This is a genomic window from Pantoea sp. UBA5035, from assembly GCF_002415245.1.
GTDB classification, from domain to species: Bacteria; Pseudomonadota; Gammaproteobacteria; order Enterobacterales; family Enterobacteriaceae; genus Pantoea; species Pantoea septica.
In genome coordinates this window covers 75643-100274 of sequence record NZ_DICD01000001.1, presented here as the reverse complement: position 1 = coordinate 100274, position 24632 = coordinate 75643, and the positions used below count along the sequence as shown (strand labels likewise).

Sequence of the window (24632 nt, the reverse complement as noted above, 5' to 3'; positions counted from 1 at the left end):
AGTAAACAGAGCATGCCTAAGTACCGTTCCGCCACCACCACGCATGGCCGCAACATGGCGGGTGCCCGTGCCCTGTGGCGCGCCACAGGAATGACCGACGCCGATTTCGGCAAACCGATTATCGCCGTGGTCAACTCATTCACCCAATTTGTGCCGGGCCACGTTCACCTGCGCGATCTCGGCAAACTGGTCGCCGAGCAGATCGAAGCGGCGGGCGGCGTGGCGAAAGAGTTCAACACCATTGCGGTGGATGACGGTATCGCCATGGGCCATGGCGGCATGCTCTATTCGCTGCCGTCGCGCGAGCTGATCGCCGACTCGGTGGAATATATGGTCAACGCGCACTGCGCCGATGCCATGGTCTGTATCTCCAACTGCGACAAAATCACGCCGGGAATGCTGATGGCGTCGCTGCGCCTCAATATTCCGGTGATCTTCGTTTCCGGCGGTCCGATGGAAGCGGGGAAAACCAAGCTCTCCGATAAGATCATCAAGCTTGACCTGGTCGACGCGATGATTCAGGGCGCCAACCCGAACGTGAGCGATGCCGACAGCGAGCAGATCGAACGCTCCGCCTGTCCGACCTGCGGCTCCTGTTCCGGCATGTTCACCGCCAACTCGATGAACTGCCTGACCGAAGCGCTGGGCCTGTCGCAGCCGGGCAACGGCTCGCTGCTGGCGACCCACGCCGACCGCAAAGAACTGTTTATCAACGCGGGCAAGCGCATCGTGAGCCTGACCAAACGCTATTACGAGCAGGATGACGAGAACATGCTGCCGCGTAACATCGCCACCAAAGCGGCGTTTGAAAACGCCATGACGCTGGATATCGCCATGGGCGGTTCGACCAACACCGTGCTGCACCTGTTGGCCGCCGCGCAAGAGGGCGAAATCGACTTCAATATTTCTGATATCGACCGCCTGTCGCGCAAGGTGCCTCAGCTCTGTAAAGTGGCGCCGAGCACCCCGAAATACCATATGGAAGATGTGCACCGCGCAGGCGGCGTCATCGGCATTCTCGGCGAGCTGGACCGCGCCGGACTGATCGATACCAGCGCCCGTAACATCCTGCAGCAGACGATGCGTGAGACGCTGGATCAGTACGACATCATGCTGACCAAAGACCAGGCGGTGAAGGATATGTTCCGCGCCGGTCCGGCGGGCATCCGCACCACCCAGGCCTTTTCGCAGGATTGCCGCTGGGACACGCTGGACGACGACCGCGCCGAGGGGTGTATTCGCACCCGTGAGCACGCCTATTCGCAGGATGGCGGTCTGGCGGTGCTCTACGGCAACCTCGCCGAAGATGGCTGTATCGTTAAAACGGCCGGCGTAGACAAAGAGATCCTGACCTTTAAAGGCCCGGCGAAAGTCTACGAAAGCCAGGATGACGCGGTCGAGGCGATTCTCGGCGGCAAAGTGGTGGCGGGCGACGTGGTCGTTATCCGCTACGAAGGGCCGAAAGGCGGACCGGGCATGCAGGAGATGCTCTATCCGACCACCTATCTGAAATCGATGGGCCTCGGCAAAAGCTGCGCGCTGATCACCGACGGCCGCTTCTCCGGCGGCACCTCCGGTCTGTCGATCGGCCACGCCTCGCCGGAAGCGGCCAGCGGCGGCACCATCGCGCTGGTTAAAGATGGCGACATCATCGAGATCGATATCCCGAACCGCGGCATCAAACTGGCGGTGCCCGACAACGAACTGCATGCGCGTCGCGAAGAAGAAGAGGCGCGCGGCGACGCGGCCTACACGCCGCACGACCGCGTGCGTCAGGTCTCTTTCGCGCTGCGCGCCTACGCATCGCTCGCCACTAGCGCCGACAAAGGCGCGGTGCGCGACAAGAGCAAGCTGGGAGGCTAACCGATGGCTGAGGCTCAACCGCTACCTGCGTCGCCCTGCGGCGCAGAATATCTGCGCGCCGTGCTGCGCTCGCCTGTTTATGAAGTCGCACAGGTGACGCCGCTGCAAAAAATGGAAAAAATTTCATCGCGTCTCGGCAACACCATTCTGGTGAAGCGCGAGGATCGGCAGCCGGTGCACAGCTTCAAGCTGCGCGGCGCCTACGCGATGATCGCCGGTCTAAACGAAGAGCAGAAAGCGCGCGGCGTGGTAACGGCGTCGGCCGGCAACCACGCGCAGGGCGTGGCGCTCTCCGCCAGCCGGCTCGGCATCAAATCGCTGATTGTGATGCCGGTGACCACGGCGGACATCAAGGTAGATGCGGTGCGCGCATTTGGCGGTGAGGCTTATCTCTACGGCGCTAACTTCGACGAGGCGAAAGCCAAAGCGATTGAGCTGGCGGAACAGCAGGGCTACACCTTCGTGCCGCCGTTTGATCATCCGGCGGTGATCGCCGGTCAGGGCACGCTGGCGATGGAGCTGCTGCAGCAGGACGCGCATCTCGATCGCGTCTTCGTGCCGGTCGGCGGCGGCGGTCTGGCGGCGGGCGTGGCGGTGCTGATCAAACAGCTGATGCCGCAAATCAAAGTGATCGCGGTGGAGTCGGAAGACTCCGCCTGCCTGAAGGCGGCGCTCGAGGCGGGCGAGCCGGTGGATCTGCCGCGCGTCGGGCTGTTTGCCGAAGGCGTGGCGGTAAAGCGCATCGGCAGCGAAACCTTTCGCCTGTGTCAGGAGTATCTCGACGACATCATCACCGTCGACAGCGACGCCATCTGCGCGGCGATGAAAGATCTGTTTGAAGACGTGCGCGCGATAGCGGAGCCGTCAGGCGCGCTGGCGCTGGCGGGCATGAAGAAATATATCCAGCAGCACGACATCAAAGGCGAGCGGCTGGCGCATATTCTTTCAGGCGCCAACGTCAACTTCCACGGCCTGCGCTACGTCTCCGAGCGCTGCGAACTGGGCGAGCAGCGTGAAGCGCTGCTGGCGGTGACCATTCCGGAACAGCAGGGCAGCTTCCTGAAGTTCTGCCAGACGCTGGGCGGACGTGCAGTGACTGAATTCAACTATCGCTACGCCGATGCCGACAACGCCTGCATTTTTGTCGGCGTGCGCCTGACGCGCGGGCTAGAGGAGCGCGGCGAGATTATCAGCCAGCTTACTCAGGGCGGCTATCAGGTGGTGGATCTCTCCGACGACGAGATGGCGAAGCTGCACGTGCGCTATATGGTGGGCGGACGTCCGTCGAAGCCGCTGCGCGAGCGCCTGTTCAGCTTCGAATTCCCCGAGGCGCCAGGCGCGCTGCTGAAATTTCTGCAAACGCTCGGCACCCACTGGAATATTTCGCTGTTCCACTACCGCAGCCACGGCACCGATTACGGCCGCGTGCTGGCGGCGTTTGAGATCAGCGACAACGAACCGCATTTTGAAACCTACCTCAACGAGCTAGGCTACGACTGCCACGACGAGGCCAACAACCCGGCGTTCCGGTTCTTCCTCGCCGGACAGTAGCTACAGCAGGTGCCAGAAGGCATGAATCAGCGGCTCCCCGAGCCGCTTTTTTTGTACGCAGACGCCCAGCTCCAGCGGCGCCACCGACTCCACGTCCTCCAGCGTCAGCACGCGATTGCGCACCGGCTCCGGGCTGTTCTCCAGCACCACGTCCGGCAAAAGCGCGATGCCGCAGCCGAGCGCCACCATCGACACAATCGCCTCATGGCCGGAAACCGTGGCGTAAATTTGCGGATTCGGGATGCGACGACGCCGAAACCAGAGATCGATGCCGCGCCGCGCCGGGCCCTGATCGGGCAGGATAAACGGAATCTGCGCCCAGTCGGGCGACGGTTGCGTCGCCTGGCTGCGCACCGGACAGGGCAGCGCCGGGGCGATCAGCACCAGCGGAATGAGGCCCAGCGGCGTAAAGTCGATGCTGGCGGGCAGCGACTCGGGCCGCCCGGCGATGGCCAGATCCGCCTCGCCGGACTGCACCATCTCAATGGCGTCGGCGGCGTCGCCGGTGGTCAGCTTGATCTCTACCTGCGGATGCTCGGCGCGGAAGCGATCCAGAATCGGCGGCAGATGGCTGTAGGCGGCGGTCACCGAGCAGAACAGGCGTAGCTCGCCGCTCAGCGACGGACCGTTGAGATCCATCACGTGGCGCAGCTGCTGATACTGCAGCAGCGTTTGCTGCGCGAACTGGCGCAGGCGTTCGCCCGCCTCCGTCAGGGCAACGGTGCGGTTATCGCGCAGAAACAGCGCGTGCCCCACATCCTCTTCGAGGCGCTGGATCTGGCGCGAGAGCGTTGAGGGGCTGACGTGCATGGCGCGCGCGGTGCGGCCGAAGTGGCAGCTTTCAGCCAGATGAAGAAACAGCTTCAGATCTCGTAAATCCATACGCCTTAACCTCTAAAGTAGCGTTGCAAATATTGCAATGTAACCTTGCTAATATATCAATTTAAGCAACGGATTTCCTGTCATATGATGGGGTCATTCGCGGCGCTGCTGTTCACGCCGTTACAGGACAAAAACAAACACAACATCTGACCGGAGTGCCCCATGGCTAACTACTTCAACACACTGAATCTGCGCAACCAGTTAGCGCAGTTAGGCAAATGTCGCTTTATGGCGCGCGATGAATTCGCCGACGGCGCCAGCTTCCTGAAAGGGAAAAAAGTGGTCATCGTGGGCTGTGGCGCACAGGGCCTTAACCAGGGCCTGAACATGCGCGATTCCGGTCTGGACGTCTCCTATGCGCTGCGCGCCGAAGCGATCGCCGAGAAGCGCGCCTCCTGGCGCAAGGCCACCGAAAACGGCTTCAAAGTCGGCACCTATGAAGAGCTGATCCCGCAGGCCGATCTGGTGGTTAACCTGACGCCGGACAAACAGCACTCTGCGGTTGTGCAGGCGGTACAGCCGCTGATGAAAGACGGCGCGGCGCTGGGCTACTCGCACGGCTTCAATATTGTTGAAGTGGGTGAAACCATCCGTAAAGACATCACCGTGGTGATGGTGGCGCCGAAATGTCCGGGCACTGAAGTGCGTGAAGAGTACAAGCGCGGTTTCGGCGTGCCAACGCTGATCGCGGTGCATCCGGAAAACGATCCGAAAGGCGAAGGCATGGCGATTGCCAAAGCCTGGGCCGCGGCTACCGGCGGCGACCGCGCAGGCGTGCTGGAATCCTCTTTCGTCGCGGAAGTGAAGTCCGACCTGATGGGCGAGCAGACTATTCTGTGCGGCATGCTGCAGGCCGGTTCGCTGCTCTGCTTCGACAAGCTGGTGGCGGAAGGTCATGACGCGGCCTACACCGAAAAACTGATCCAGTTCGGCTGGGAAACCATCACCGAATCCCTGAAGTTCGGCGGCATCACCCTGATGATGGATCGCCTCTCTAACCCGGCGAAACTGCGCGCATACGCGCTGTCAGAGCAGCTGAAAGAGATTATGGCGCCGCTGTTCCAGAAGCATATGGATGACATCATCTCCGGCGAGTTCTCATCCGGCATGATGGCTGACTGGGCCAACGACGATAAAAACCTGCTGACCTGGCGCGAAGAGACCGGCAAAACCGCGTTTGAAACCGCGCCGCAGTTCGACGGCAAAATCGAAGAGCAGGAGTATTACGATAAAGGCGTTCTGATGGTGGCGATGGTAAAAGCGGGCGTTGAGCTGGCGTTCGAAACCATGGTTGACGCGGGTATTATCGAAGAGTCCGCCTACTATGAATCGCTGCACGAGCTGCCGCTGATCGCCAATACCATCGCGCGTAAGCGTCTGTATGAAATGAACGTGGTTATCTCCGACACCGCAGAGTACGGCAACTATCTTTTCTCCTTCGCCGCGGTGCCGCTGCTGAAAGAGTTTATGACCACGCTGCAGCCGGGCGACCTGGGTAAAGCGATTGAAGGCACGCAGGTTGATAACGCGCAGCTGCGCGACGTCAACGAAGCGATTCGTCAGCATCCGATCGAAGCGGTTGGCCGTAAACTGCGCGGCTATATGACCGATATGAAGCGTATCGCCGTCGCCAGCTAACTCAGCCAGGCGCCACCTTTTTCAGCACTAAAAAAACCCCGGCTTGCCGGGGTTTTTCATTTCAGGCATTTACGCCCTTCATGCCTTCTTCCGTGTAGCGCGCGCCCTGCACCTGAACGCGCTGGTGAAGGCCGTTCAGCAGCGCCACGTCTTCCGCCTCCAGCATCACCTGCGCCGCCTGCGCATTTTCCACCAGGTAGCCGATCTGTTTCGTACCGGGGATCGGCACCAGCTTAGCGTACTGCGCCAGCAGCCAGGCGAGCGCTATCTGGCCTGGCGTGCAGCGGTACTTCTCCGCCAGCGGCCTTACCGCGTTCAGCAGCGCGGCGTTGTGATCGAGGTTTTCCTGCTGAAAGCGCCCGTTGTTTTTGCGGAAGTCGCCTTCGGCGAAGTCGCTGTTGCGGAGATATTTGCCGGTCAGAAAACCGCGGCCCAGCGGCGAGTAGGCGACAAGCCCAATATCCAGCGCCTTAGCCGTCGGCAGGATCGCCTCCTCGACGTCGCGCGTCCACAGCGAATATTCCGTCTGCAGGGCGGCGACAGGATGAACGGCGTGCGCGCGGCGCAGGGTCGCGGCAGAGACTTCGCACAGCCCGATATGGTTTATCTTTCCCTCTTTCACCAGGCGGCTCAGGCACGCCATGCTCTCTTCAATCGGCGTTGCCTGGCTGACGCGATGGAGGTAGAAAAGATCGATGCGTTCGACGCCGAGCCGCTTAAGGGAGTCGTGGCAGCAGCGAGTAATATAGTCCGGCTGATTGTTGATGGTGCGGCTGTAAGCTTCGTCGGCCGCGCGCTCGATGCCGCATTTGGTCGCGATTTTCATTTTGCCGCGCGTGGCGCTATCCAGCCCGGCCAGGAACTGCCCGATAAGCGTTTCATTGTGGCCGCGGCCGTACTGATCCGCCGTATCGATAAAAGTCTGGTCCAGCTCGATAAGTTTGTGTAAAACACGCAGCGACTGCGCATCATCCGCCGCGCCGTAGAACTCGCTGAGGCCCATCGCGCCGTAGCCGATGGCGCTGACCTCGAAGTTTTTTGCTAAGTAACGGGTTTTCATCATGCCTCCTGTTGTCCTGGTCTGATTCTTTCACCGGGTGGAACAGCAGGGAATTGCCGTTTTTGTGATGCTTAAAAGGTATTAAGGCGCGCCGTTGCTTAGCTTCTCCAGCGCCTGCATGAGCGCTGGACGCGCATCGTCATGACGCGTGGCGGCGTAAACGTCGATATGCAGCTGCTGCGCCTGGTCCTCGCGCAGCGGCCGGTAGCACAATCCTTCCTGATTAAAGACGCACTTTGACTGCGGCAGCAGAGCGAATCCTTTGCCGCGGGCGATATGCGCCAGCATCGTCAGCGAGTCGTCAGGCTCGTTGACTTTTTTCAGCGGCGTCTTCAGCTTTGCGAAAACCTGTTCGCACTTATCAAAGAAGGCGGGATTGGCGCGCCTGGCGAACCAGAACAGCGGCAGGTCGCTGACCGCGTCGAGCGAGACCTGCTGCTGCCGGCTAGCGGGATGCGTAGTCGGCAGCGCGATAAGCAACGGCTCGCGGCAGATCCAGCGATAGCGAACGTTCTCTTGCTCGCCGGCGCCTTTCTCTCCGGTCAGCACCAGATCGAGCCTGTTTTGCGCCAGACACTGCAGCAGTCGGGCGGAGGTCAGATCGGGCGAGTCGATCTCGTCGCCGGCATCCAGCTGCGCCAGCCGCGCGGCGACAGGCGCTATGCGCGTAAAGTCCAGCGTGCGGGTGAGCCCGATGCGCAGAGGATGCGGGCGGGAAAGAGCATCGGCGCTCAGGGCGTCAAGATCGGCAAGAATTTTCTCCGCTCTGGCGACCAGCGAGCGCCCGTCCTCGGTCAGGCTCACCGCGTGCGTGCTGCGGCTAAAGAGCTGCTGGTGGAGCAGCGCTTCCAGGCTCTGGATATGACGGGTCAAGGGAGGCTGAGTCATGTTGAGGCGCTCGGCGGCCTGGCGGAAATTGAGCGCGTACGCGACGGCGAGAAAGCACTGAAGTTGTTTAACGCTGGGAAGGTTACTGCTAATCAGATGCGCTGCCGTCGCCATGGTTCTTTTCCTGCATACCGAAACAGCAGGAACTATACCATGACAAAAAACCCGGCCTTAGCCGGGTTTCCTGATTTCGCTTACACCGCTTCGTATAACGTCTGATGACGCGTCTCTTTACAGGCGATGAGCGCAATCAGCGTCAGTACCGCCATAGATGCCAGATAGTAGCCTACCGCCTGCAAACCGTAGTGGGCGTTCAGCCAGGTGGCGATATAGGGCGCAACCGAGGCGCCGAGAATCGACGACAGGTTGTAGGAGAAAGAGGCGCCGGTATAGCGCACTTCGGTTGGGAAGAGCTCCGGCAGCAGCGCGCCCATCGGACCGAAGGTCAGCCCCATGACGCTCAGGCCGAGCAGCAGGAAGGCCATCACCAGCGCCTGCGAACCGGAACCCAGCATCGCCGGGAACAGGAAGGCGAAGGCGATAATCATCAGCGTAATAGTGATCATGGTCTTACGGCGACCAAAGCGATCCGCCAGCAGACCGGCGATCGGCACCATCACGCCGAAACCGATAACCGCCATCATCAGCATCCACAGGAAGCTATTGCGCGAGAAGCCGAGACCCGCAGGCGCCGGCGCGGTGCCGTAGCTCATCGAGTAGACCGTCATAATGTAGAACAGCGTATAGGTCGCCAGCATGATAAAGGTGCCGAGAATCGTCGCGGTGAGATGCTTGCTCAGCAGCGCAGCGATCGGCACCCGCACCTGCTTCTTCTCTTTCTGTACCTTCGCGAACACCGGGCTTTCGTGCAGCGACACGCGCACATAAAGGCCGATAATCACCAGCACCGCCGAGAGAATAAAGGGCACGCGCCAGCCCCACTGCATAAACTGCTCGTCGGTCAGCAGCCAGGAGAGCAGGAGAAAGGTGCCGTTGGCGAAGAAGAAGCCGATCGGCGCGCCGAGCTGCGGAAATGAGCCGTAGAGCGCGCGCTTTTTCGCCGGCGCGTTTTCCGTCGCCAGCAGCGCCGCGCCGCCCCATTCGCCGCCAAGGCCGAGCCCCTGGCCAAAACGCGCCAGCGCCAGCAGCAGCGGCGCCGCGACGCCAATCGACTGATAGCCCGGCAGCAGGCCGATAATCACGGTAGAGACGCCCATCGTCAGCAGCGAGGCCACCAGCGTCGCCTTACGGCCCACACGGTCGCCGAAGTGGCCGAAAAGGGCGGAGCCGATCGGGCGCGCCACGAAGGCGATAGCGAAGGTCGCCAGCGACTGCAGCGTCGCCACGGTATTGTCGCCCTGCGGGAAGAAAATATGAGGAAAGACAATCACCGCCGCCGTGGCGTAGATATAGAAATCGAAGAATTCGATGGCGGTGCCGACCAGCGAGGCCACCACGACCTTGCCGCGCGAATTCACCGGCGTTTCGTCTTGTGACTTTTTCAGGGGTTCTGTGATGGAGGCTTGCATAACTGTTTCTTAATTGTAAATAGAGACCAGGAATATTACGCACCTGGCATGCCGCATTCAACGCTGATAAACCGCGTCAGACCGGGCTTTTTCGGCGAAAAAGTGAATAATTTGTGTCGCGATGGAATGCGTGGATTAAGGCAGGGAGAAGCCCGTCTTTTGCAGCGGGAATCTCTATAAAAGGGGGAAATAAAAGTGACCCTTCAGCTATTCATCCTGCTGGATGATTAAAACATAGCCGAAGGGAAAAATTTTTCGCTGCCGTTAACGTTTTTTTACACCTGGTGACGTGAGGCGCGGCGCGAATCTGGCATCTGCGGATCGTCCTTATACTTCGCGGTGGCGATCCAGGCGGCGCAGAAGAGCGTCAAACGAGCGAAGAAGTAGAAGAACGCCATCAGCCCGAGCACAGAGCCGAAGGCTGCGCCGGAAGGCGAAGAAGCGAGCTTCGGCAGCGTCAGCGTCATCACGAATTTAATGATCTCAAAGCCGATAGCCGCCAGCAGCGTGCCGCGAAACAGCGCTTTCTTGCGGGGCTTATGGCGCGGCAGGATCCAGAAAATCCACAGGAACAGCAGATAGTTGGCCATAATCGAAATCGCCAGCGCTATGGCGGTCATCGCCGGGCGCAGCCACTCGATATCCGCCAGCCCCAGCGCGTTAACGATCGCTGCCTGCGCCGCGCCGGCGATAGAGGTCAGCGACAGGGTGATCACCAGCGCCAGCATCAGGCCGATCAGCGAAATCAGATCGCGCAGATACTTTTTCCAGAACTTCTCCTGATCGTCCGGCTTGCGCTCCCAGACGTCGCGCGACTGAGCGCGTACCGCTTCGCGCAGGTTGCCCATCCAGTTGATGCCGGAGTAGAGCGCCAGCAGCAAACCGGTGATGCCCACCGTGGCGCGCTGCTGAATAGCGGTGTTCACCGTATTTTTCAGCGTGGTGGCGAGCGTAGGATCGCTGATGCTGTTAACGATCTTATTGATCAGCTCCGACAGCAGATCCTGGTTCGATGCCAGCACGAACCCCACGGCGGCGAAAGAGACCATCAGGATCGGAATCAGCGACAAAAACGAGAAGTAGGTAATGGCCGCGCCGAACTGGCTGCCCAGACGATCGTTAAAGCGCTCCAGCGCGCGAATAAAGTGCGCCACCGCCGGAATCGCCTGAAACCAGGCGGCAAAGCGCGATACGCGACGAATTGAGCCATCAACGGTTTTATTGCCGGTCTGAATATCGATCAGCGGTTTAGGTTGCTCGGAACTGGTCGGGTTTTCCTGTTTGTCCGTCATAGACAGTTATCATCCTGCTTTACTTGAAAAGGCAATTATAGCCGCTCAGGTGACATACTCCTGTAACACCTGACTCAGCCACTCCATAAACACGCGCACGCGCCGCGCCACATTGCGCCGATGAGGGTAGAGCAGTGAGATCGGCATTGGCTTCGCCGGGAAGGCGTGCAGCACCTCCACCAGCTGTCCAGACTCCAGCAGCGGATAGATGCCCATCGCCGGCACCTGAATAATGCCCAGTCCCGCCAGGCAGGCGGCGCGATAGGTTTCCGTGCTGTTGACCGTCACAACGCCGCCGGTCTGCACGTAGTGGCACTGCTTGCCGTCAAAATACTCAAAGCCAGGCGAAGGCTGACCGAGCTGCTGCGTGTAGTGCACCATGGCGTGCGACGACAGCTCCTCCAGCCGCGTCGGCATGCCGAAGCGGGAAAGGTAGCCGGGGCTGGCACAGTTGATCAAGGTATAGGTGCCGATTTTTCGCGCAATCAGGCCAGAATCCTTTAGCTCGCCGACGCGGATAACGCAGTCGAAGCCTTCACGGATCACGTCTACCATGCGGTCGCTGCTGCTGAGTTCGATTTCAACGCCTGGGTAGTGCTGCAAAAACTCCGGCAGACGCGGCAGGATAAAGCCGGTCGCCATCGCCACCGACATATCGACGCGCAGTTTGCCGCTCAGCGTGGCGGGATCGTGCTGAAACAGACTGTCCATATCGTCGATCATCGACAGCAAATCCAGGCAGCGATCGTAGTAGACCAGCCCATCCTGGGTAAGCTGCACGCGGCGCGTGGTGCGATGCAGCAGCCGCGTTCCCATCTGATTTTCCAGCGCCTGTAGCTGGCGCGACACGCTGCCTTTGGGGAGGCCTAAGCTCTCCGCCGCGCGGGTAAAACTGCCCATTTCCGCCACCCGCACAAAAACCTCCATTGCGTGAATTTTGTCCATGTTGTTCACCGATTGTTGTTGTAAGTGAAACAGTGCTGCGTATTCCCGGGCATTTATAGATCAATTATTGGGGAATATCCTGATTTGGTGTTCAATTTTGCAACAGGATCGAAACATGAGTAATAAAATTGCACTGATTACGGGCGCCAACCGCGGTTTAGGCAAAAATGCTGCGCTAAAACTGGCCGCAAAGGGCGTTGATATCCTTTTTACTTACCGCAGCCATGACGAAGAGGCGCAGGCGGTGGTAAAAGCAATTGAGGCGCTGGGCGGCCGCGCAGCCGCGCTGCGGCTGGATGTTGGTGACAGCAGCCAGTTCAGCGGCTTTGTCGCGCAGGTCAAACAGACGCTGGAAACAGTATGGCAGCGCGAGCGCTTTGATTATTTAATCAACAACGCCGGACATGGTCACTATAAGCCATTTAGCGAGACCACAGAGGAGGAGTTCGACGCGCTGGTTAACGTTCACTTCAAAGGCCCCTATTTCCTGACGCAGAAACTGCTGCCGCTGATCAACGATGGCGGCCGCATTTTAAATATCTCCAGCGGCCTGACGCGCATGACCTATCCAGGCTCCGCGACTTACGCCTCTGTCAAAGGCGCGATGGAGGTGCTGACGCGCTATCAGGCGAAAGAGCTGGGAGAACGCCGCATTCGCGTCAATATCCTGGCGCCAGGCGCTATCGAGACCGACTTCGGCGGCGGGCGCGTGCGTGACAACAAAGAGATCAACGACACCATCGCGGCGCTTACCGCGCTGGGGCGCGTCGGGCAGCCGGACGATATCGGCGACGCCATCTGCGCTATCCTCAGCGAGGAAACCGGCTGGATCACGGCACAGCGTATCGAGGTGTCAGGCGGCCAGGCGTTATAAACCGCAGAGACGCACTTCAGGAATGAAATGCGTCTCTGCGCCGGGCGAGCAGAGATGCTCGGGACGTTGCTATCGGTTCATGTCACTTGCCCGGCAGCGTTATGACTACAGCCTGATGGTGCCGTCAATCACCGTGACGGTTTTGCCGCCGATCCAGATCTGGTCGCCTTCGTAGCGCACCGACACGCGCCCCTGACGCTGGATCGCCGTGCCCTGACGGGTGCGGTAATCCCGCATCTGGCCCTGCGCGGCAAAATAGCGCGCCAGGCAGGCGTTGGCGCTGCCGGTAATGGGATCTTCCGTCAGGCTGCCGTTCTCCACCAGCAGGCCGCGCACTTCATACTGCTCGCTCTCGCCGTGCGGCAGCGGGCCGAACGGCATCACGCCGGTAGCGCCCGCGTGGGCGAGCAGGCGCTGCAGATCGCTGACGGCGGGCTGAATCGCCAGCACCGCTTCGGCGCTTATCATCGGGATCAGCAGCCAGCGGATACCCATATCGACCACGGCGGGGGTATGCGTGGTGTCGAACAGCTCGCAGCCGAGCGCATTGCCCATCAGCGCGTCGGTGAAGGGCGTGATGGTCGCCTCTGGCGCGGCAAACGCCAGCGAACACTCGGCGTCGATGCTGACCGTCACGTTGCCGACGCCGCACTCCTGCACCATCCTGCCGGGATTTTTCGTCGGCCAGCCCGCTTCCAGCAGCGCATGCGCCGTGCCCAGCGTTGGATGCCCGGCAAACGGCAGCTCGCCTTCGACGGTAAAGATGCGCACGCGATAGTCAGCTTCGGGATGCTGCGGCGGAAGCACGAAAGTGGTTTCAGATAAATTCGTCCAGCGGGCGATGGTCTGGAGCTGCTCGTCGCTCAGGCCCTGCGCATCCATAATCACCGCCAGCGGATTGCCGTTAAACGCGGACGAGGTAAAGACATCTACTTGCTTAAACGCGACGTTCATGATTACTCCTTTCTCAACAGGGCATTTCCACGCCCGACATTTGCGTTTATGGCCTGACAGGGTTATCAATATGTTAACAATTCCTGCAGGAGATCGTTATGCTGAAAATTCTTGGGCGCGACTCGTCAATCAACGTGCGTAAAGTGCTCTGGCTCTGCGACGAACTGGATCTCGACTTCGAACGCGAAGAGTGGGGCGCCGAGCCAGATTCGCTGCGGAAGCCGGAATTCCTCGCCCTTAACCCTAACGCCTTAATCCCGGTATTAATCGACGACGACTTCGTGCTGTGGGAGTCGAACGCCATCCTGCGCTATCTGGCCAACGCCTACGAAGGCGACTGGCTCTATCCGCAAAACCCGCGCGCCCGCGCGCCGGTCGATCAGTGGATGGACTGGCAGTCCACCGAACTCAACACCTCCTGGCGCTACGCTTTTATGTCGCTGGTGCGCAACTCGCCGGCGCATCAGGATCCGCGTCTGCTGGCGGCGGCCTGCAAAGGCTGGGCGCACACCATGGGCATCCTTAACCAGCAGCTGGAGAAAACCGGACGCTATGTCGCGGGCCGCAACTTCACCCTGGCGGATATCGGCGTCGGGCTGGCGGTTAACCGCTGGTATGAAACTCCGCTGGATCATCCCAGCCTGCCTGCGGTGCGTAACTACTACGAACGCCTGACCGAGCGTCATCCCTACACGGTCTGGGGCCGCAACGGCAAACCTTGATCGAGCCCAGGCGCCAGACCCGCCAGCTCGCAGGCGATCGCGCCGGTGCGCTTCAGCGCCCAGCTATAACGCTCGTCGAAGGGATAGCAGCAGGAGAGACGCAGCGCGTGATTGTAGCGTTCGCTCAGCGAATAGAGCGCGCCCGGCGTCACGCAGATCTGCTCTTCCAGCAGCCGATGGAACATCGCCACCGTATCTACCTGTTCCGGCAGTTCGACCCAAAAAACAAACCCGCCGCGCGGCAGCGTGGCGCGCGTCCCCTGCGGAAAATAGCGGGCGATCAGGCCGCGCGCCTCATCCATATTGGCGGCGTAGCGGCGGCGCAGCGTGCGCAGGTGGTGATCGTAGCCGCCGTTGGCGAGGAATTCCGCCAGCGTCTCCGACAGCAGCCGGGATTCCGCCATAGAGGAGACCGCCTTCAGGCGCGCAATCGCCTCATGGAAGCGGCCGGCGGCGATCCAGCCGATGCGAAAGTCCGGCGCTACCGTCTTGGTAAAGCTGGTGCAGTAAATCACCCAGCCTTCTGAATCGAACGACTTAACGGTGGGCGAGAGCGGCCAGTCGAACTGCAGCTCGTCATAGAGACCGTCTTCCAGCAGCGGAACATTATAAGTATTTACTAACTTTGCCAGGCGCTGCTTGTTCTGGCGCGACATGCAGCAGCCCAGCGGATTCTGCGCGCTCGGCATGGCGATCAGCGCCTGGATGCGCTTCTCCTGCAGCAGCATCTCCAGCGCGTCGAGCGAAAGGCCGTGCTGCGGATCGGTGGGAATCTCCAGCGCCTTCAGTCCCAGCGACGCCAGCAGCGGAAAGAGGAAAAAGTAGGTCGGCGACTCCAGCCCGACGCAGTCTCCTGGCTGCGTCACCGCGCGCAGCGCCAGCTGCAGCGCCTCCATACAGCCGTGGGTCAGGGTAATCGCGTCACTGGTCAGCGACATGCCCGCATGCAGCGCGCGGCGCGCAATCTCCTCCCGTAAGCGCTCACTACCAGGCGGTAGCGCATAGCGGCCGATTAAATCGGGATTGCGTCGCAGCAGCGAGGCGGTAATGCGCGCCAGGCGCGCCGACGGATAAAGCTCGCCGTCCTGCGGGCAGGCCAGCGAAATATTGACGTAATCGGGATGGTTCTGCGCCGCGAACACCTGATCGATGAGATCGAGCTTTTCGCTGCTCGGGTCTTTGATGCGTGCGCGATGCGGAACAGGCTGCGTCAGAGCGGGCAGCACGCTGCGCACATAGTAGCCTGACTGCGGACGCGCCTCGATAAGGCCGCGATCCTCCAGCAGTTGCCAGGCATTGAGCACGGTATTGATGCTGACCTGATGGGTTTGCGCCACACGGCGAATAGCAGGCAGGCGCTTACCAGGCTTCAGCGTGCCCTGATGAATCGCCTCGGCAAAGCTATCGGCAAGCTGGTAATAGAGCGGCTGATCGGCTGAAGGAGAAAGGGACACAAAAGCCTCCGCGAGTCATGGGTACAATAGTTAAAATTGCAAACTGTAACCATGACAATAGTGATTTTGTGTCTCTGTTACCAATGCTTTTCGCGCCTTAGCATAGCGTTATGTTTATTTAACGAGAACGCCGCCATGCTCGATCCCTCTTTTTTCAGCTACGTCACCGTGATGTCTATCACCCCTGGCCCCAATAACTTGCTGCTGGCGACCTCCGGCGTCAATTTCGGCCTGCGCCGCACGCTGCCGATGATCTCCGGCATACTGCTGGGCTGTCTGCTGCAAACCGCGCTGGCGGTGCTGGCGCTGGAGTGGCTGCTAAGCTGGATGAGCACCGTTCGGCTGCCGCTGACGCTGGCGGGCTGCGCCTATCTGCTCTGGCTGTCCTGGAAACTCTGGCGGGCGGGCGCGCCGACCCAGCGGGAAAAGGCGCAGCCGATGACCGTCGCTGGCGCCATCAGCTTTCAGGCGCTGAACCCCAAAGCCTGGCTGATGGCGACCAACGTGGCGCTGCTGTGGAGCGCGCAGAGCGGGCTGCTGCCGGTGATGCTCGGCTTCGCGCTGGTCAACCTGCCCTGCATTTTAATCTGGGCGGCGCTGGGCGATCGGCTGGGCCTGCATCTGCAAACGCCGTGGAAGCGTCGTCTCTTCAACGGCGTTATGGCGCTGTCGCTGGTTGCCACGACGTTATGGATGCTGGCGGACGCCCTGCGCTAATCGGGCGCGCCGGCGCCGGTTTCCGACGGCCATTTCCAGCCGCGCACTTCCGGCACATCCTCGCCATATTCACGCACGTAGCGATGGTGCTCGGCGATGCGCTCCTGCAAATCGTCCAGCAGCTCCGGATGGCGATCCGCCAGCCCAGGCACGCGCAGGATCGCCTCCTGCGCCAGATGATAGCGGTCCAGCTCGTTCAGCACCGTCATATCGAAAGGCGTGGTGGTGGTGCCCTCTTCGTTAAAGCCCCGAACGTGGAAATTACGATGGTTGTTGCGCTGATAGGCGAGACGATGCACCAGCGCCGGATAGCCGTGGAAGGCGAAGATCACCGGCTTGTCGAGCGTGAACAGCGCGTCGAACTCCTCTTCGCTTTTGCCGTGCGGATGTTGATCCTGCGTTTGCAGCGCCATCAAATCGACCACGTTCACCACGCGAATCCGCAGGTCGGGCAGATAGCCGCGCAGCAGATCCACCGCCGCCAGCGTCTCCAGCGTCGGCACGTCGCCGGCGCACGCCATCACCACGTCCGGCTCTTCGCCCTGCGGCGTAGTGCCCGCCCAGCGCCATTCGCCCATGCCCGCCTCGCAGTGCGCGATGGCGCTCTCCATATCCAGCCACTGCGCCGAAGGCTGCTTGCCCGCCACTATGACGTTGATGCGGTCCCAGGTGCGCAGGCAGTGATCGCCGACCCACAGCAGCGTATTGGCGTCCGGCGGCAGATAGATGCGTACGATATCCGCTTTTTTATTGGCGACGTGATCCATAAAGCCGGGATCCTGATGGCTGTAGCCGTTGTGATCCTGGCGCCAGACGTGCGAAGAGAGCAGATAGTTCAGGGAAGAGACCGGCTTGCGCCAGCCGAGCTTGCGCGTCACCTTCAGCCACTTGGCGTGCTGGTTGAACATCGAATCGACAATATGGATAAAGGCTTCGTAGCAGTTGAACAGACCGTGACGGCCGGTCAGCAGATAGCCTTCGAGCCAGCCCTGACACTGATGCTCGCTGAGGATCTCCATCACGCGGCCGTCGCGCGCCAGCTGCTCGTCGTAGGGCTTCACCGGCTCCAGCCAGGTGCGGCTGGTGACGTCGAATACCGGCGTCAGGCGGTTCGAGGCGGTTTCATCAGGGCCGAACAGGCGGAAGTTGTGCTGGTTGCGCGCGAAAATCTCCGCCAGATAGCGGCCGAACTGTTCGGTGGCCTGCGCCAGCTGCGAGCCGGGTTCTTTTACGTCAAAGGCGAATTCGCGGATATCAGGGGTATTCAGCTCGCGGCGCAGCAGACCGCCATTGGCGTAGGGCGACGCGCCCATGCGTTTATCGCCCTGCGGCGCCAGCGCGCGCAGCTCCGGCTTCAGTCGACCCTGTTCGTCGAACAGCTCTTCCGGCTGATAGCTGCGCAGCCACTGCTCCAGAATCTGGCGATGTCCCGCATCTTCGCGGCAGGCGGCTACCGGCACCTGATGAGCGCGCCAGAAATCCTCTACCTTTTTGCCGTCGACCTCCTGCGGGCCGGTCCAGCCTTTAGGGCTGCGCATAATAATCATCGGCCAGCGCGGAATGCCTTCCTGCTCGCCGCCCGCGCGCGCCGCCTGCTGGTAAGCGGCGATTTGATCAAAGGCGTGTTCCATCGTGTCGGCCATCTGCTGATGCATCTTCTCTGGCTCGTGCCCGCTAACGAACAGCGGCTCATAGCCGTAACCGCGGAACAGCTGCTGCAGATCGTCGTCGCTGGCGCGTCCCAAAATAGTGGGGTTTGCGATCTTGTAGCCGTTGAGATGCAGAATCGGCAACACGGCGCCGTCGCGCTGGGGATTGAGAAACTTAATGCCGTGCCAGCTCGACGCCAGCGGGCCGGTTTCCGCCTCGCCGTCGCCAATGACGCAGGGCACGATGAGATCCGGATTATCGAAGGCGGCGCCAAAAGCGTGCGACAGCGAATAGCCGAGTTCGCCGCCTTCGTTAATCGATCCTGGCGTTTCCGGCGCGGCGTGGCTCGGAATGCCGCCGGGAAACGAGAACTGTTTGAACAGGCGCTGCATGCCTTCAGCGTCCTGGCTGACGTGCGGGTAAATTTCGCTGTAGCTGCCCTCCAGCCATGTATTGGCCACCATACCGGGTCCGCCGTGGCCGGGGCCGCAGATATAGATCATATTCAGGTCGCGCTGGCGGATAATGCGGTTGAGATGCGCGTAGATAAAGTTGAGGCCGGGCGTGGTGCCCCAGTGTCCCAGCAGGCGAGGCTTGATATGTTCCGGCTGAAGAGGTTCGCGCAGCAGCGGGTTCGCCATCAGGTAAATCTGCCCGACGGAAAGGTAGTTGGCGGCTCGCCAGTAGCGGTCCAGCAGGCGTAACTCACTGGCAGCGGTCGATTGTGACATCGGGCATTCTCCTGGTTAGCGAAAGGTGACGGGAAAAAAAGCGTTGCCTTAACCCTAATAGAGAATCCGCGACTCGACCAGGCGGCGGGCTGGCAGGGATGCCGTATTCGCCTCTTTGCGAGCGGTTTACACCCTCCGCTCAGGCACTGCGGCTAAAAACAAAAAAGCCCCGCATAAGCGGGGCTTTTATCAGCAAAACCGAATTACTTGCCGACAACGTACGCCGTTTCGCGCGCTTCGTCGTTTGCGGCGTTCGGCGTCACCGGCGGCGCGTAGGCGAGTTTCAGCACGCGGCTGGTATCCGCCAGCACTTTCTCCGTCAGCGTCACGTCGCCGTTAAGCTTGCGGCCCCATGAGGGCACCACTGCGCGAATGCGGTTCTGCCATTCCGTCGACGCCATCTGCTCCGGCCAGGCTTTCGCCATCAGCTCCAGCATAATCGGCGCGGCGGTTGAGGCGCCGGGCGAGGCGCCGAGCAGGGCGGAAATCGAGCCATCTTCCGAGGTGACCACTTCGGTGCCGAGCCGCAGCACGCCGCCCTCTTTGGCATCTTTTTTAATGATCTGCACGCGCTGGCCGGCGGTCACCAGACGCCAGTCGTCGGGATGCGCGTCCGGCACATAGGTGCGCAGCGCTTCCATGCGATCGGCGTCGCTCTGCAGCACCTGATCGACCAGATATTTCACCAGATCGAAATTCTTCAGTCCGACGTTCATCATCGGCAGCAGGTTGCCGCCGTTCATCGAACCGAACATATCGAGCAGCGAACCCTGCTTCAGAAACTTGGTAGAGAAGGTGGCGAACGGGCCGAACAGCAGCACTCTTTTGCCGTCCAGCACGCGCGTGTCGACGTGCGGCACCGACATCGGCGGCGCGCCGACAGAGGCTTTGCCGTAGACTTTCGCCATATGCTGGCGCACCACGTCCGGGTTCTCGGTCACCAGGAAGGAGCCGCCGACCGGGAAACCGGCGTAGCCGCTGACTTCCGGAATGCCGCTCTTCTGCAGCAGAGGCAGCGCCGCGCCGCCCGCGCCGATAAAGACGTTTTTCGCCGTTAACACGCGGCTCTCGCCCGTGGCCAGAGAATGCAGCGTCACCTGCCAGCGGCCGTCGCTCAGGCGCTTCAGATCGCGCACTTCCTGACGCAGACGCAGGCGGAAACCGGGATGCTTCTCCAGCGAGGCGATCAGCTGACGCGTCACTTCGCCAAAATTGACGTCTGTGCCCATCTCCGTCCAGGTCGCCGCGACTTTCTGACGGCGATCGCGTCCTTTCATCACCAGCGGGATCCACTCGGCAATCTGCTGCGGATCTTCGGAGTAGGCCATGCCGCGGAACAGCGTGCTTTTCTGCAGCGCCTGATAGCGCTTGCGCAGGAAAGCCACGTTCTCTTCGCCCCAGACAAAACTCATGTGCGGCGTGCTGTTGATAAAGCGTTCGGGCGAATGCAGGCGTCCCTTCTGAACCTGATAGGCCAGGAACTGACGAGAAACCTGGAAGGATTCGTTAATGGTTAGCGCTTTGCTGATGTCGATGCTGCCATCCGCCTTTAACGGCGTATAGTTCAGCTCCGCCAGCGCGGCATGGCCGGTCCCGGCGTTATTCCAGCCGTTAGAGGACTCTTCCGCCACGCTCTCGAGACGCTCGACCATTTCAATGGTCCAGTCTGGCTCCAGATCCTGTAGCCAGGCGCCCAGCGTCGCGCTCATGACGCCTGCGCCGATCAGCAGCACATCAACATCTTTACGCTCGGACATCTGCGGTTTTTCCATGCCAACGGCGCTCGGTGCGAGCGTAAGGTTTACAGCTGTTTTGCTCATGAGGCGACATCTCCTCTCTCTGTTGACCTGATGCTCAACAGGTTCGCAGGCGAAATAGTCGCGCTTCTTGGGAGCGCGTTGCGCTATTTCTCAAAGGTTAAGACACAGGTTCGTTTAAGCGGGATGCAGGTTAACTGCACGTTATGCTTTGTCTATTGAATATAACATTCTCGCCTCTGAATTAAACATTTGTTTATTTTTTAAATGCAGAAATGATTCAGCATAAGAATTAATCATCTCAGGCTGATTGGCATAAGGAATTTTTTATCGAAAACTCAGCGGGTTAACCGAATATGATGTTGCATAAATGCACGGAAGCAGTGCATGGCATGGAGAGGGGCGTAAATCGCCTTATTTTATAAACTAATGATTTTAAAAGATTATTCGAAAAGAGATCGATAAAGAATTTTTCACGACGCGCTGCTTTTCAGCCGATTCTGTAAAAGTAATGTTACATTTTTGTGATTCCTGTCTGCCCGCGCTGGGGCAATAGCCGCAGCGGCGGGCACAGCATCACGAGCGAAACCAGCGGCGATAGATAAAACGGATCGCATAGAACTCCACTACGCCCAGCAGCAGGAACCAGACGCAGAAGATCAGGGTGTAGAGCTGGTTGATATCCTGCAAATGCAGCCGCTGAGTCAGACTTCTGGCCATCGTCAAACCAAAATTAGGCGCAGGCAGCAGCAGCGCAGAGAGAAAGCCAAGCAGTAAGATGCCGCCGGGGATAATCAGAGATTCAAAAGGGTTTTTCATTAGCAGGTTCCGCATTAATCAGCGCGGCCATTTTCCGGCAATCTCCGTCAGGGTTCAATCCCCGCGGCGGCCGCGCGCCTGAACGGCGCATTAAGCCTTAAGAAAAGGCTTAAGTACCATTAACTTAGCGGCAAAACATAGCGAACGATAAAAGTTATAGCCTTTGCTATACTTAAACCCATGATTTTCTTGTCTTTTTATCAGGGGTGATGCGTGGTAGACTGCGCGCACTTTTACCAGACTGAACCTTTATTGCGGCAAAAAGCGGGCGTCTGAACGCTTTTTACCCTGACACTAGCCATTATGACTTTTATCGCAACTCTGATCCTTGCCTTCGGCATGTCGATGGACGCCTTTGCCGCTGCGCTGAGCAAAGGCGCGGCGCTGCATCGTCCCGGATTCAAAGAGGCGCTGCGCACCGGCCTGATTTTTGGCGCGATTGAAGCTCTGACGCCGCTGATCGGCTGGGCTGCCGGTCTCGCCGCCAGTCGCTATGTCATGGCCTGGGATCACTGGGTCGCCTTTTTCCTGCTGTCGTTTCTAGGCGGACGCATGATGATGGAAGGTTTTCGCCAGACGGCGACGGCAGAGCCGTGTGAAGCGCCGCAGCGTCACGGCTTTATGGTGCTGGCGGCCACTGCGGTCGCTACCAGCCTTGATGCGCTGGCCGTCGGCGTAGGTCTGGCCTTCCTGCAGGTCAATATTATTGCTACCGCGCTCACCATCGGCATGGCGACCACTATCATGGCGACTACCGGGGTGCTGGTGGGGCGTTTAGTCGGACCGGTGCTGGGCAAATGGGCAGAAGTGCTGGGTGGCGTGGTGCTGATTTCGATTGGCTGCACCATCCTTATTCAGCATCTCAACCTCTTCTCCTGAGGCCGCTGCTGGCGAATTAATGTCGTTTTTGTGATCTGGTTCAAAATTTATTGCCTGAAAAATGCACGGAAGCTATACTTTCGCTGCATTTCTTCAACAAATTTTGAATCAGGTAATCTATGAAACGCTTAGTGAAATATGTTTTCCGCGCTTATGTCGAAACCTTCAAATATGTCCCGCCAGGCGCGATGTACTGATCGTTTACGCTTTATACCGTCTCAGGCAATCACGGCAGCCCGCGCGCCGTGATGCCCTCGCGCCATAGCTTTTTCTTTCTCTCTCTGCGCCTCTTTTCCTCTATAAAGCGTCGATTCGGTCGCTATCATAAGCTCAGCTTTTAGCTATAGCCGCAGGTTATAACCAGCAGCTAAACAAGCATTCGTCCCGATTTCCCCACCGTGAAATAGTGCGTTTCAGACCCTCAACCCTGTCTGAAAGAGAACGCATCATGCTTATCCCGCAACCCTATCTGCTATTTCTCGGCGACGTCACCGATCCTCTGGCTGCTAAAACCGCGCGCGGCATTCAGGTATGGCGGCCCGAACAGTGCGTTGGCGAAATTCGTTTGCCGGGCTGTACCGTTTCCCTGGGCCTTGAAGAGCTGGACATCGCTACGGCCAGGGCGCGCGGCGCGAAAACGCTGGTGCTCGGCACCGCTAACGCGGGCGGCTATCTGCCGCAGCACTGGCTGGAAAGCGTTATTGCCGCCATCAAAGCAGGCATGAACGTGGCGAGCGGCCTACATCATCGTCTGGCAGACGAGCCAGAACTGGTGGCGCTGGCGGAGACGCACGGCGTCGAGCTGTTCGATATCCGTCATATGCGGCCGAAACTCAATGTCGGCAGCGGCAAAAAGCGCAGCGGAAAACGGGTGTTAACCGTCGGAACCGACTGCTCGGTCGGCAAAATGTATACCTCGCTGGCGCTGGAAGCCGCGATGCGCGCGCAGGGCATGAAGGCGGACTTTCGCGCCACCGGCCAGACCGGCATCCTGGTGGCTGGCGAAGGTATCGCTATTGACGCCGTCATCGCCGATTTTATCGCCGGCGCTGCGGAGGCGTTATCGCCCGCCAACGACGACGATCACTGGGATATCGTCGAAGGACAAGGCTCGCTGTTTCATCCCTCCTACGCAGGCGTCAGCATGGGGTTAATCCATGGCGCGCAGCCGCACTGGCTGGTGATGTGTCATGAGATGGGGCGTCCTCATATGCGTCATTTGCCCCATCAGCCGATGGTGGGACTGGCGGACTGCGTGGAAGCCAATCTGCGCGCGGCGCAGGTCACCAGCGACAACCCGCAGCTGGCCGGTTTCGCGATTAATACCTCTCACTTCAGCGAAGAAGAAGCGCGCGACTACTGCGCGCAGCTCAGCGACACCTTCGGCGTACCGGCGACGGATCCGGTGCGTTTCGGCATTGATGCAATCGCTACGCTATTGAAAGAGCGAGGCTAAGATGCGCCGCATGCTGACAGAACTCCTCACGCTGCCGCTGGCGCGGCCTTTCGCCATCGCGCGCGGCACCCGCACCGCCGTGGCGGTGATCCGCGTTACCCTGGAGCAGGACGGTTTTATCGGTCACGGCGAATGCACGCCGACGCCGCGTTACAACGAGTCCGTCGAGAGCGTCCACGCCCAGCTTAACGCGATGAAAGAGGCGATCGAAGCGGGTCTCAGCCGTCAGGCGCTGCAAACGGAACTCAGCGCAGGGGCGGCGCGTAACGCGCTCGATTGCGCCCTGTGGCGGCTGGACGCCGCGCGGGCGAAAAAGACGTTATGGCAGCAGGCCGCGTTGAGCGCGCCGCCGTCAGTCGTCACCGCTGAAACCCTCAGTCTCGACAGCGTAGAGAAGATGGCTGATGCGGCGCAGGACGCGGTGTCACGCGGCGCGCTGCTCCTCAAGATCAAGCTCGACCGCGAAGCGATTGTGGAAAAAGTCGCGGCTATCCGCGCCGTCGCGCCTGACGCTACTTTGATCGTCGACGCCAACGAAGCCTGGAGCGGGCTGGATCTGCCGCCGCTGTTTGCCGCGCTGCTGCCTTATCGCATTGCGATGATTGAACAGCCGTTGCCGGCGGGCGCAGATGCCGTCTTACAGCATATCGCCCATCCCATCCCGCTCTGCGCTGACGAAAGCTGCCACACGCGCAGCGATATCGCCGCGCTGCGCGATCGCTACGAGATGATCAACATCAAGCTCGACAAGTGCGGTGGCCTGACGGAGGCGCTGGCGATGGTCGACGAGGCGAAAAAGCAGGGCATGCGGCTGATGGTGGGCTGCATGCTCGGCTCTTCGCTGGCGATGGAAGCGGCGCTGCTGGTCACGCCGCAGGCAGAGCATGTCGATCTGGATGGCCCCATCTGGCTGGCGGCGGACAGTTCGCCTTTCCTTTCCTATTCACAAGGCCGCATCTGGCTGTAAACGC

At 60.0% G+C, this 24632-nt stretch carries 21 protein-coding genes; 10 read left to right on the top strand and 11 right to left on the bottom strand.

Going from position 1 to position 24632, the window contains the following annotated elements; all coding sequences use genetic code 11:
• Positions 1-12 precede the first annotated feature (12 nt).
• Entirely contained in the window at positions 13-1863 is a 1851-nt protein-coding gene (gene ilvD, locus B3229_RS00455; RefSeq protein ID WP_048783303.1) for a dihydroxy-acid dehydratase, read from the top strand.
• 3 nt (positions 1864-1866) lie between these two features.
• On the top strand, positions 1867-3414 hold the full coding sequence (gene ilvA / locus B3229_RS00450; RefSeq protein WP_048783300.1) for a threonine ammonia-lyase, biosynthetic: 1548 nt from the start codon (positions 1867-1869) through the stop codon (positions 3412-3414).
• Here the strand turns inward: ilvA and ilvY are convergent, their stop codons facing one another.
• Positions 3415-4296 carry an HTH-type transcriptional activator IlvY gene (ilvY, locus tag B3229_RS00445; RefSeq protein WP_286867675.1) on the bottom strand — a complete coding sequence of 294 codons (882 nt, stop codon included), beginning with the start codon at positions 4294-4296 and terminating at the stop codon, positions 3415-3417. It abuts the gene before it with no gap.
• 162 nt (positions 4297-4458) lie between these two features.
• Here ilvY and ilvC point away from each other — a divergent pair, with 162 nt between their 5' ends.
• The gene (ilvC, locus tag B3229_RS00440) at positions 4459-5934 is read left to right on the top strand and encodes a ketol-acid reductoisomerase (protein ID WP_096072244.1); all 1476 of its coding nucleotides are present in this window, start codon (positions 4459-4461) and stop codon (positions 5932-5934) included.
• 61 nt (positions 5935-5995) lie between these two features.
• On the opposite strand, the gene B3229_RS00435 is transcribed toward ilvC, so the two are convergent.
• The 5 genes from B3229_RS00435 to B3229_RS00415 form a co-directional block, all read right to left on the bottom strand.
• Complete coding sequence (locus B3229_RS00435) at positions 5996-6994, bottom strand: aldo/keto reductase (protein ID WP_286867696.1); 999 nt, start codon at positions 6992-6994, stop codon at positions 5996-5998.
• A gap of 81 nt (positions 6995-7075) precedes the next feature.
• Positions 7076-7996, bottom strand: coding sequence for a LysR family transcriptional regulator (locus B3229_RS00430; protein WP_286867671.1), 921 nt, complete (start codon positions 7994-7996; stop codon positions 7076-7078).
• An 80-nt stretch (positions 7997-8076) separates the two neighbouring features.
• On the bottom strand, positions 8077-9411 hold the full coding sequence (locus B3229_RS00425; RefSeq protein WP_048783293.1) for an MFS transporter: 1335 nt from the start codon (positions 9409-9411) through the stop codon (positions 8077-8079).
• 275 nt (positions 9412-9686) lie between these two features.
• A complete protein-coding gene (gene yhjD / locus B3229_RS00420; RefSeq protein ID WP_033753488.1) occupies positions 9687-10703 on the bottom strand; it encodes an inner membrane protein YhjD in 1017 nt (338 codons plus the stop codon).
• Positions 10704-10748: 45 nt separating this feature from the next.
• Positions 10749-11648 (bottom strand): LysR family transcriptional regulator, encoded by a 900-nt coding sequence (locus B3229_RS00415; RefSeq protein WP_286867668.1) that lies wholly within the window; start codon positions 11646-11648, stop codon positions 10749-10751.
• 115 nt (positions 11649-11763) lie between these two features.
• On the opposite strand from B3229_RS00415, the gene B3229_RS00410 reads away from it, so the two are divergent.
• Positions 11764-12522, top strand: coding sequence for an SDR family NAD(P)-dependent oxidoreductase (locus B3229_RS00410; protein WP_286867666.1), 759 nt, complete (start codon positions 11764-11766; stop codon positions 12520-12522).
• Between the two features lie 105 nt (positions 12523-12627).
• On the opposite strand, the gene B3229_RS00405 is transcribed toward B3229_RS00410, so the two are convergent.
• Positions 12628-13476, bottom strand: a complete 849-nt coding sequence (locus tag B3229_RS00405; protein WP_286867664.1) for a PhzF family phenazine biosynthesis protein — start codon at positions 13474-13476, stop codon at positions 12628-12630.
• A gap of 98 nt (positions 13477-13574) precedes the next feature.
• On the opposite strand from B3229_RS00405, the gene B3229_RS00400 reads away from it, so the two are divergent.
• Positions 13575-14198 (top strand): glutathione S-transferase family protein, encoded by a 624-nt coding sequence (locus B3229_RS00400; protein WP_033753474.1) that lies wholly within the window; start codon positions 13575-13577, stop codon positions 14196-14198.
• On the opposite strand, the gene B3229_RS00395 is transcribed toward B3229_RS00400, so the two are convergent.
• Positions 14165-15652, bottom strand: coding sequence for a PLP-dependent aminotransferase family protein (locus B3229_RS00395; RefSeq protein WP_286867662.1), 1488 nt, complete (start codon positions 15650-15652; stop codon positions 14165-14167). The genes B3229_RS00400 and B3229_RS00395 overlap by 34 nt on opposite strands.
• A gap of 135 nt (positions 15653-15787) precedes the next feature.
• Between B3229_RS00395 and B3229_RS00390 the strand changes: the two genes are divergently transcribed.
• The gene (locus tag B3229_RS00390; RefSeq protein WP_286867660.1) at positions 15788-16369 is read left to right on the top strand and encodes a LysE family translocator; all 582 of its coding nucleotides are present in this window, start codon (positions 15788-15790) and stop codon (positions 16367-16369) included.
• On the opposite strand, the gene B3229_RS00385 is transcribed toward B3229_RS00390, so the two are convergent.
• The 3 genes from B3229_RS00385 to B3229_RS00375 form a co-directional block, all read right to left on the bottom strand.
• Positions 16366-18750 carry a phosphoketolase family protein gene (locus B3229_RS00385; protein WP_048783284.1) on the bottom strand — a complete coding sequence of 795 codons (2385 nt, stop codon included), beginning with the start codon at positions 18748-18750 and terminating at the stop codon, positions 16366-16368. The genes B3229_RS00390 and B3229_RS00385 overlap by 4 nt on opposite strands.
• Positions 18751-18953: 203 nt before the next feature.
• On the bottom strand, positions 18954-20570 hold the full coding sequence (gene mqo / locus B3229_RS00380; RefSeq protein ID WP_286867658.1) for a malate dehydrogenase (quinone): 1617 nt from the start codon (positions 20568-20570) through the stop codon (positions 18954-18956).
• A gap of 513 nt (positions 20571-21083) precedes the next feature.
• Positions 21084-21326: a DUF1158 domain-containing protein gene (locus tag B3229_RS00375; RefSeq protein ID WP_033753469.1), complete on the bottom strand. Its 243-nt coding sequence runs from the start codon at positions 21324-21326 to the stop codon at positions 21084-21086.
• Between the two features lie 303 nt (positions 21327-21629).
• On the opposite strand from B3229_RS00375, the gene mntP reads away from it, so the two are divergent.
• The 4 genes from mntP to dgcA all read left to right on the top strand — a co-directional run bounded on the left by mntP (position 21630) and on the right by dgcA (position 24628).
• A complete protein-coding gene (mntP, locus tag B3229_RS00370) occupies positions 21630-22205 on the top strand; it encodes a manganese efflux pump MntP (protein ID WP_048783280.1) in 576 nt (191 codons plus the stop codon).
• A 119-nt stretch (positions 22206-22324) separates the two neighbouring features.
• Positions 22325-22402 (top strand): stress response protein AzuC, encoded by a 78-nt coding sequence (gene azuC / locus B3229_RS21245; RefSeq protein WP_120457375.1) that lies wholly within the window; start codon positions 22325-22327, stop codon positions 22400-22402.
• Positions 22403-22653: 251 nt separating this feature from the next.
• The gene (gene dgcN, locus B3229_RS00365) at positions 22654-23661 is read left to right on the top strand and encodes an N-acetyltransferase DgcN (protein ID WP_048783278.1); all 1008 of its coding nucleotides are present in this window, start codon (positions 22654-22656) and stop codon (positions 23659-23661) included.
• Position 23662: 1 nt separating this feature from the next.
• Positions 23663-24628 carry an N-acetyl-D-Glu racemase DgcA gene (gene dgcA / locus B3229_RS00360; protein ID WP_286867655.1) on the top strand — a complete coding sequence of 322 codons (966 nt, stop codon included), beginning with the start codon at positions 23663-23665 and terminating at the stop codon, positions 24626-24628.
• Positions 24629-24632: the final 4 nt, after the last annotated feature.

Excerpts from the sequence above, each read along its gene's own strand:
- ilvD (WP_048783303.1), top strand. The coding sequence starts at position 13 with ATGCCTAAGTACCGTTCCGCCACCACCACGCATGGCCGCAACATGGCG.
- ilvA (WP_048783300.1), top strand. The coding sequence starts at position 1,867 with ATGGCTGAGGCTCAACCGCTACCTGCGTCGCCCTGCGGCGCAGAATAT.
- ilvY (WP_286867675.1), bottom strand. The coding sequence starts at position 4,296 with ATGGATTTACGAGATCTGAAGCTGTTTCTTCATCTGGCTGAAAGCTGC.
- ilvC (WP_096072244.1), top strand. The coding sequence starts at position 4,459 with ATGGCTAACTACTTCAACACACTGAATCTGCGCAACCAGTTAGCGCAG.
- B3229_RS00435 (WP_286867696.1), bottom strand. The coding sequence starts at position 6,994 with ATGAAAACCCGTTACTTAGCAAAAAACTTCGAGGTCAGCGCCATCGGC.
- B3229_RS00430 (WP_286867671.1), bottom strand. The coding sequence starts at position 7,996 with ATGGCGACGGCAGCGCATCTGATTAGCAGTAACCTTCCCAGCGTTAAA.
- B3229_RS00425 (WP_048783293.1), bottom strand. The coding sequence starts at position 9,411 with ATGCAAGCCTCCATCACAGAACCCCTGAAAAAGTCACAAGACGAAACG.
- yhjD (WP_033753488.1), bottom strand. The coding sequence starts at position 10,703 with ATGACGGACAAACAGGAAAACCCGACCAGTTCCGAGCAACCTAAACCG.
- B3229_RS00415 (WP_286867668.1), bottom strand. The coding sequence starts at position 11,648 with ATGGACAAAATTCACGCAATGGAGGTTTTTGTGCGGGTGGCGGAAATG.
- B3229_RS00410 (WP_286867666.1), top strand. The coding sequence starts at position 11,764 with ATGAGTAATAAAATTGCACTGATTACGGGCGCCAACCGCGGTTTAGGC.
- B3229_RS00405 (WP_286867664.1), bottom strand. The coding sequence starts at position 13,476 with ATGAACGTCGCGTTTAAGCAAGTAGATGTCTTTACCTCGTCCGCGTTT.
- B3229_RS00400 (WP_033753474.1), top strand. The coding sequence starts at position 13,575 with ATGCTGAAAATTCTTGGGCGCGACTCGTCAATCAACGTGCGTAAAGTG.
- B3229_RS00390 (WP_286867660.1), top strand. The coding sequence starts at position 15,788 with ATGCTCGATCCCTCTTTTTTCAGCTACGTCACCGTGATGTCTATCACC.
- B3229_RS00385 (WP_048783284.1), bottom strand. The coding sequence starts at position 18,750 with ATGTCACAATCGACCGCTGCCAGTGAGTTACGCCTGCTGGACCGCTAC.
- mqo (WP_286867658.1), bottom strand. The coding sequence starts at position 20,570 with ATGAGCAAAACAGCTGTAAACCTTACGCTCGCACCGAGCGCCGTTGGC.
- B3229_RS00375 (WP_033753469.1), bottom strand. The coding sequence starts at position 21,326 with ATGAAAAACCCTTTTGAATCTCTGATTATCCCCGGCGGCATCTTACTG.
- mntP (WP_048783280.1), top strand. The coding sequence starts at position 21,630 with ATGACTTTTATCGCAACTCTGATCCTTGCCTTCGGCATGTCGATGGAC.
- azuC (WP_120457375.1), top strand. The coding sequence starts at position 22,325 with ATGAAACGCTTAGTGAAATATGTTTTCCGCGCTTATGTCGAAACCTTC.
- dgcN (WP_048783278.1), top strand. The coding sequence starts at position 22,654 with ATGCTTATCCCGCAACCCTATCTGCTATTTCTCGGCGACGTCACCGAT.
- dgcA (WP_286867655.1), top strand. The coding sequence starts at position 23,663 with ATGCGCCGCATGCTGACAGAACTCCTCACGCTGCCGCTGGCGCGGCCT.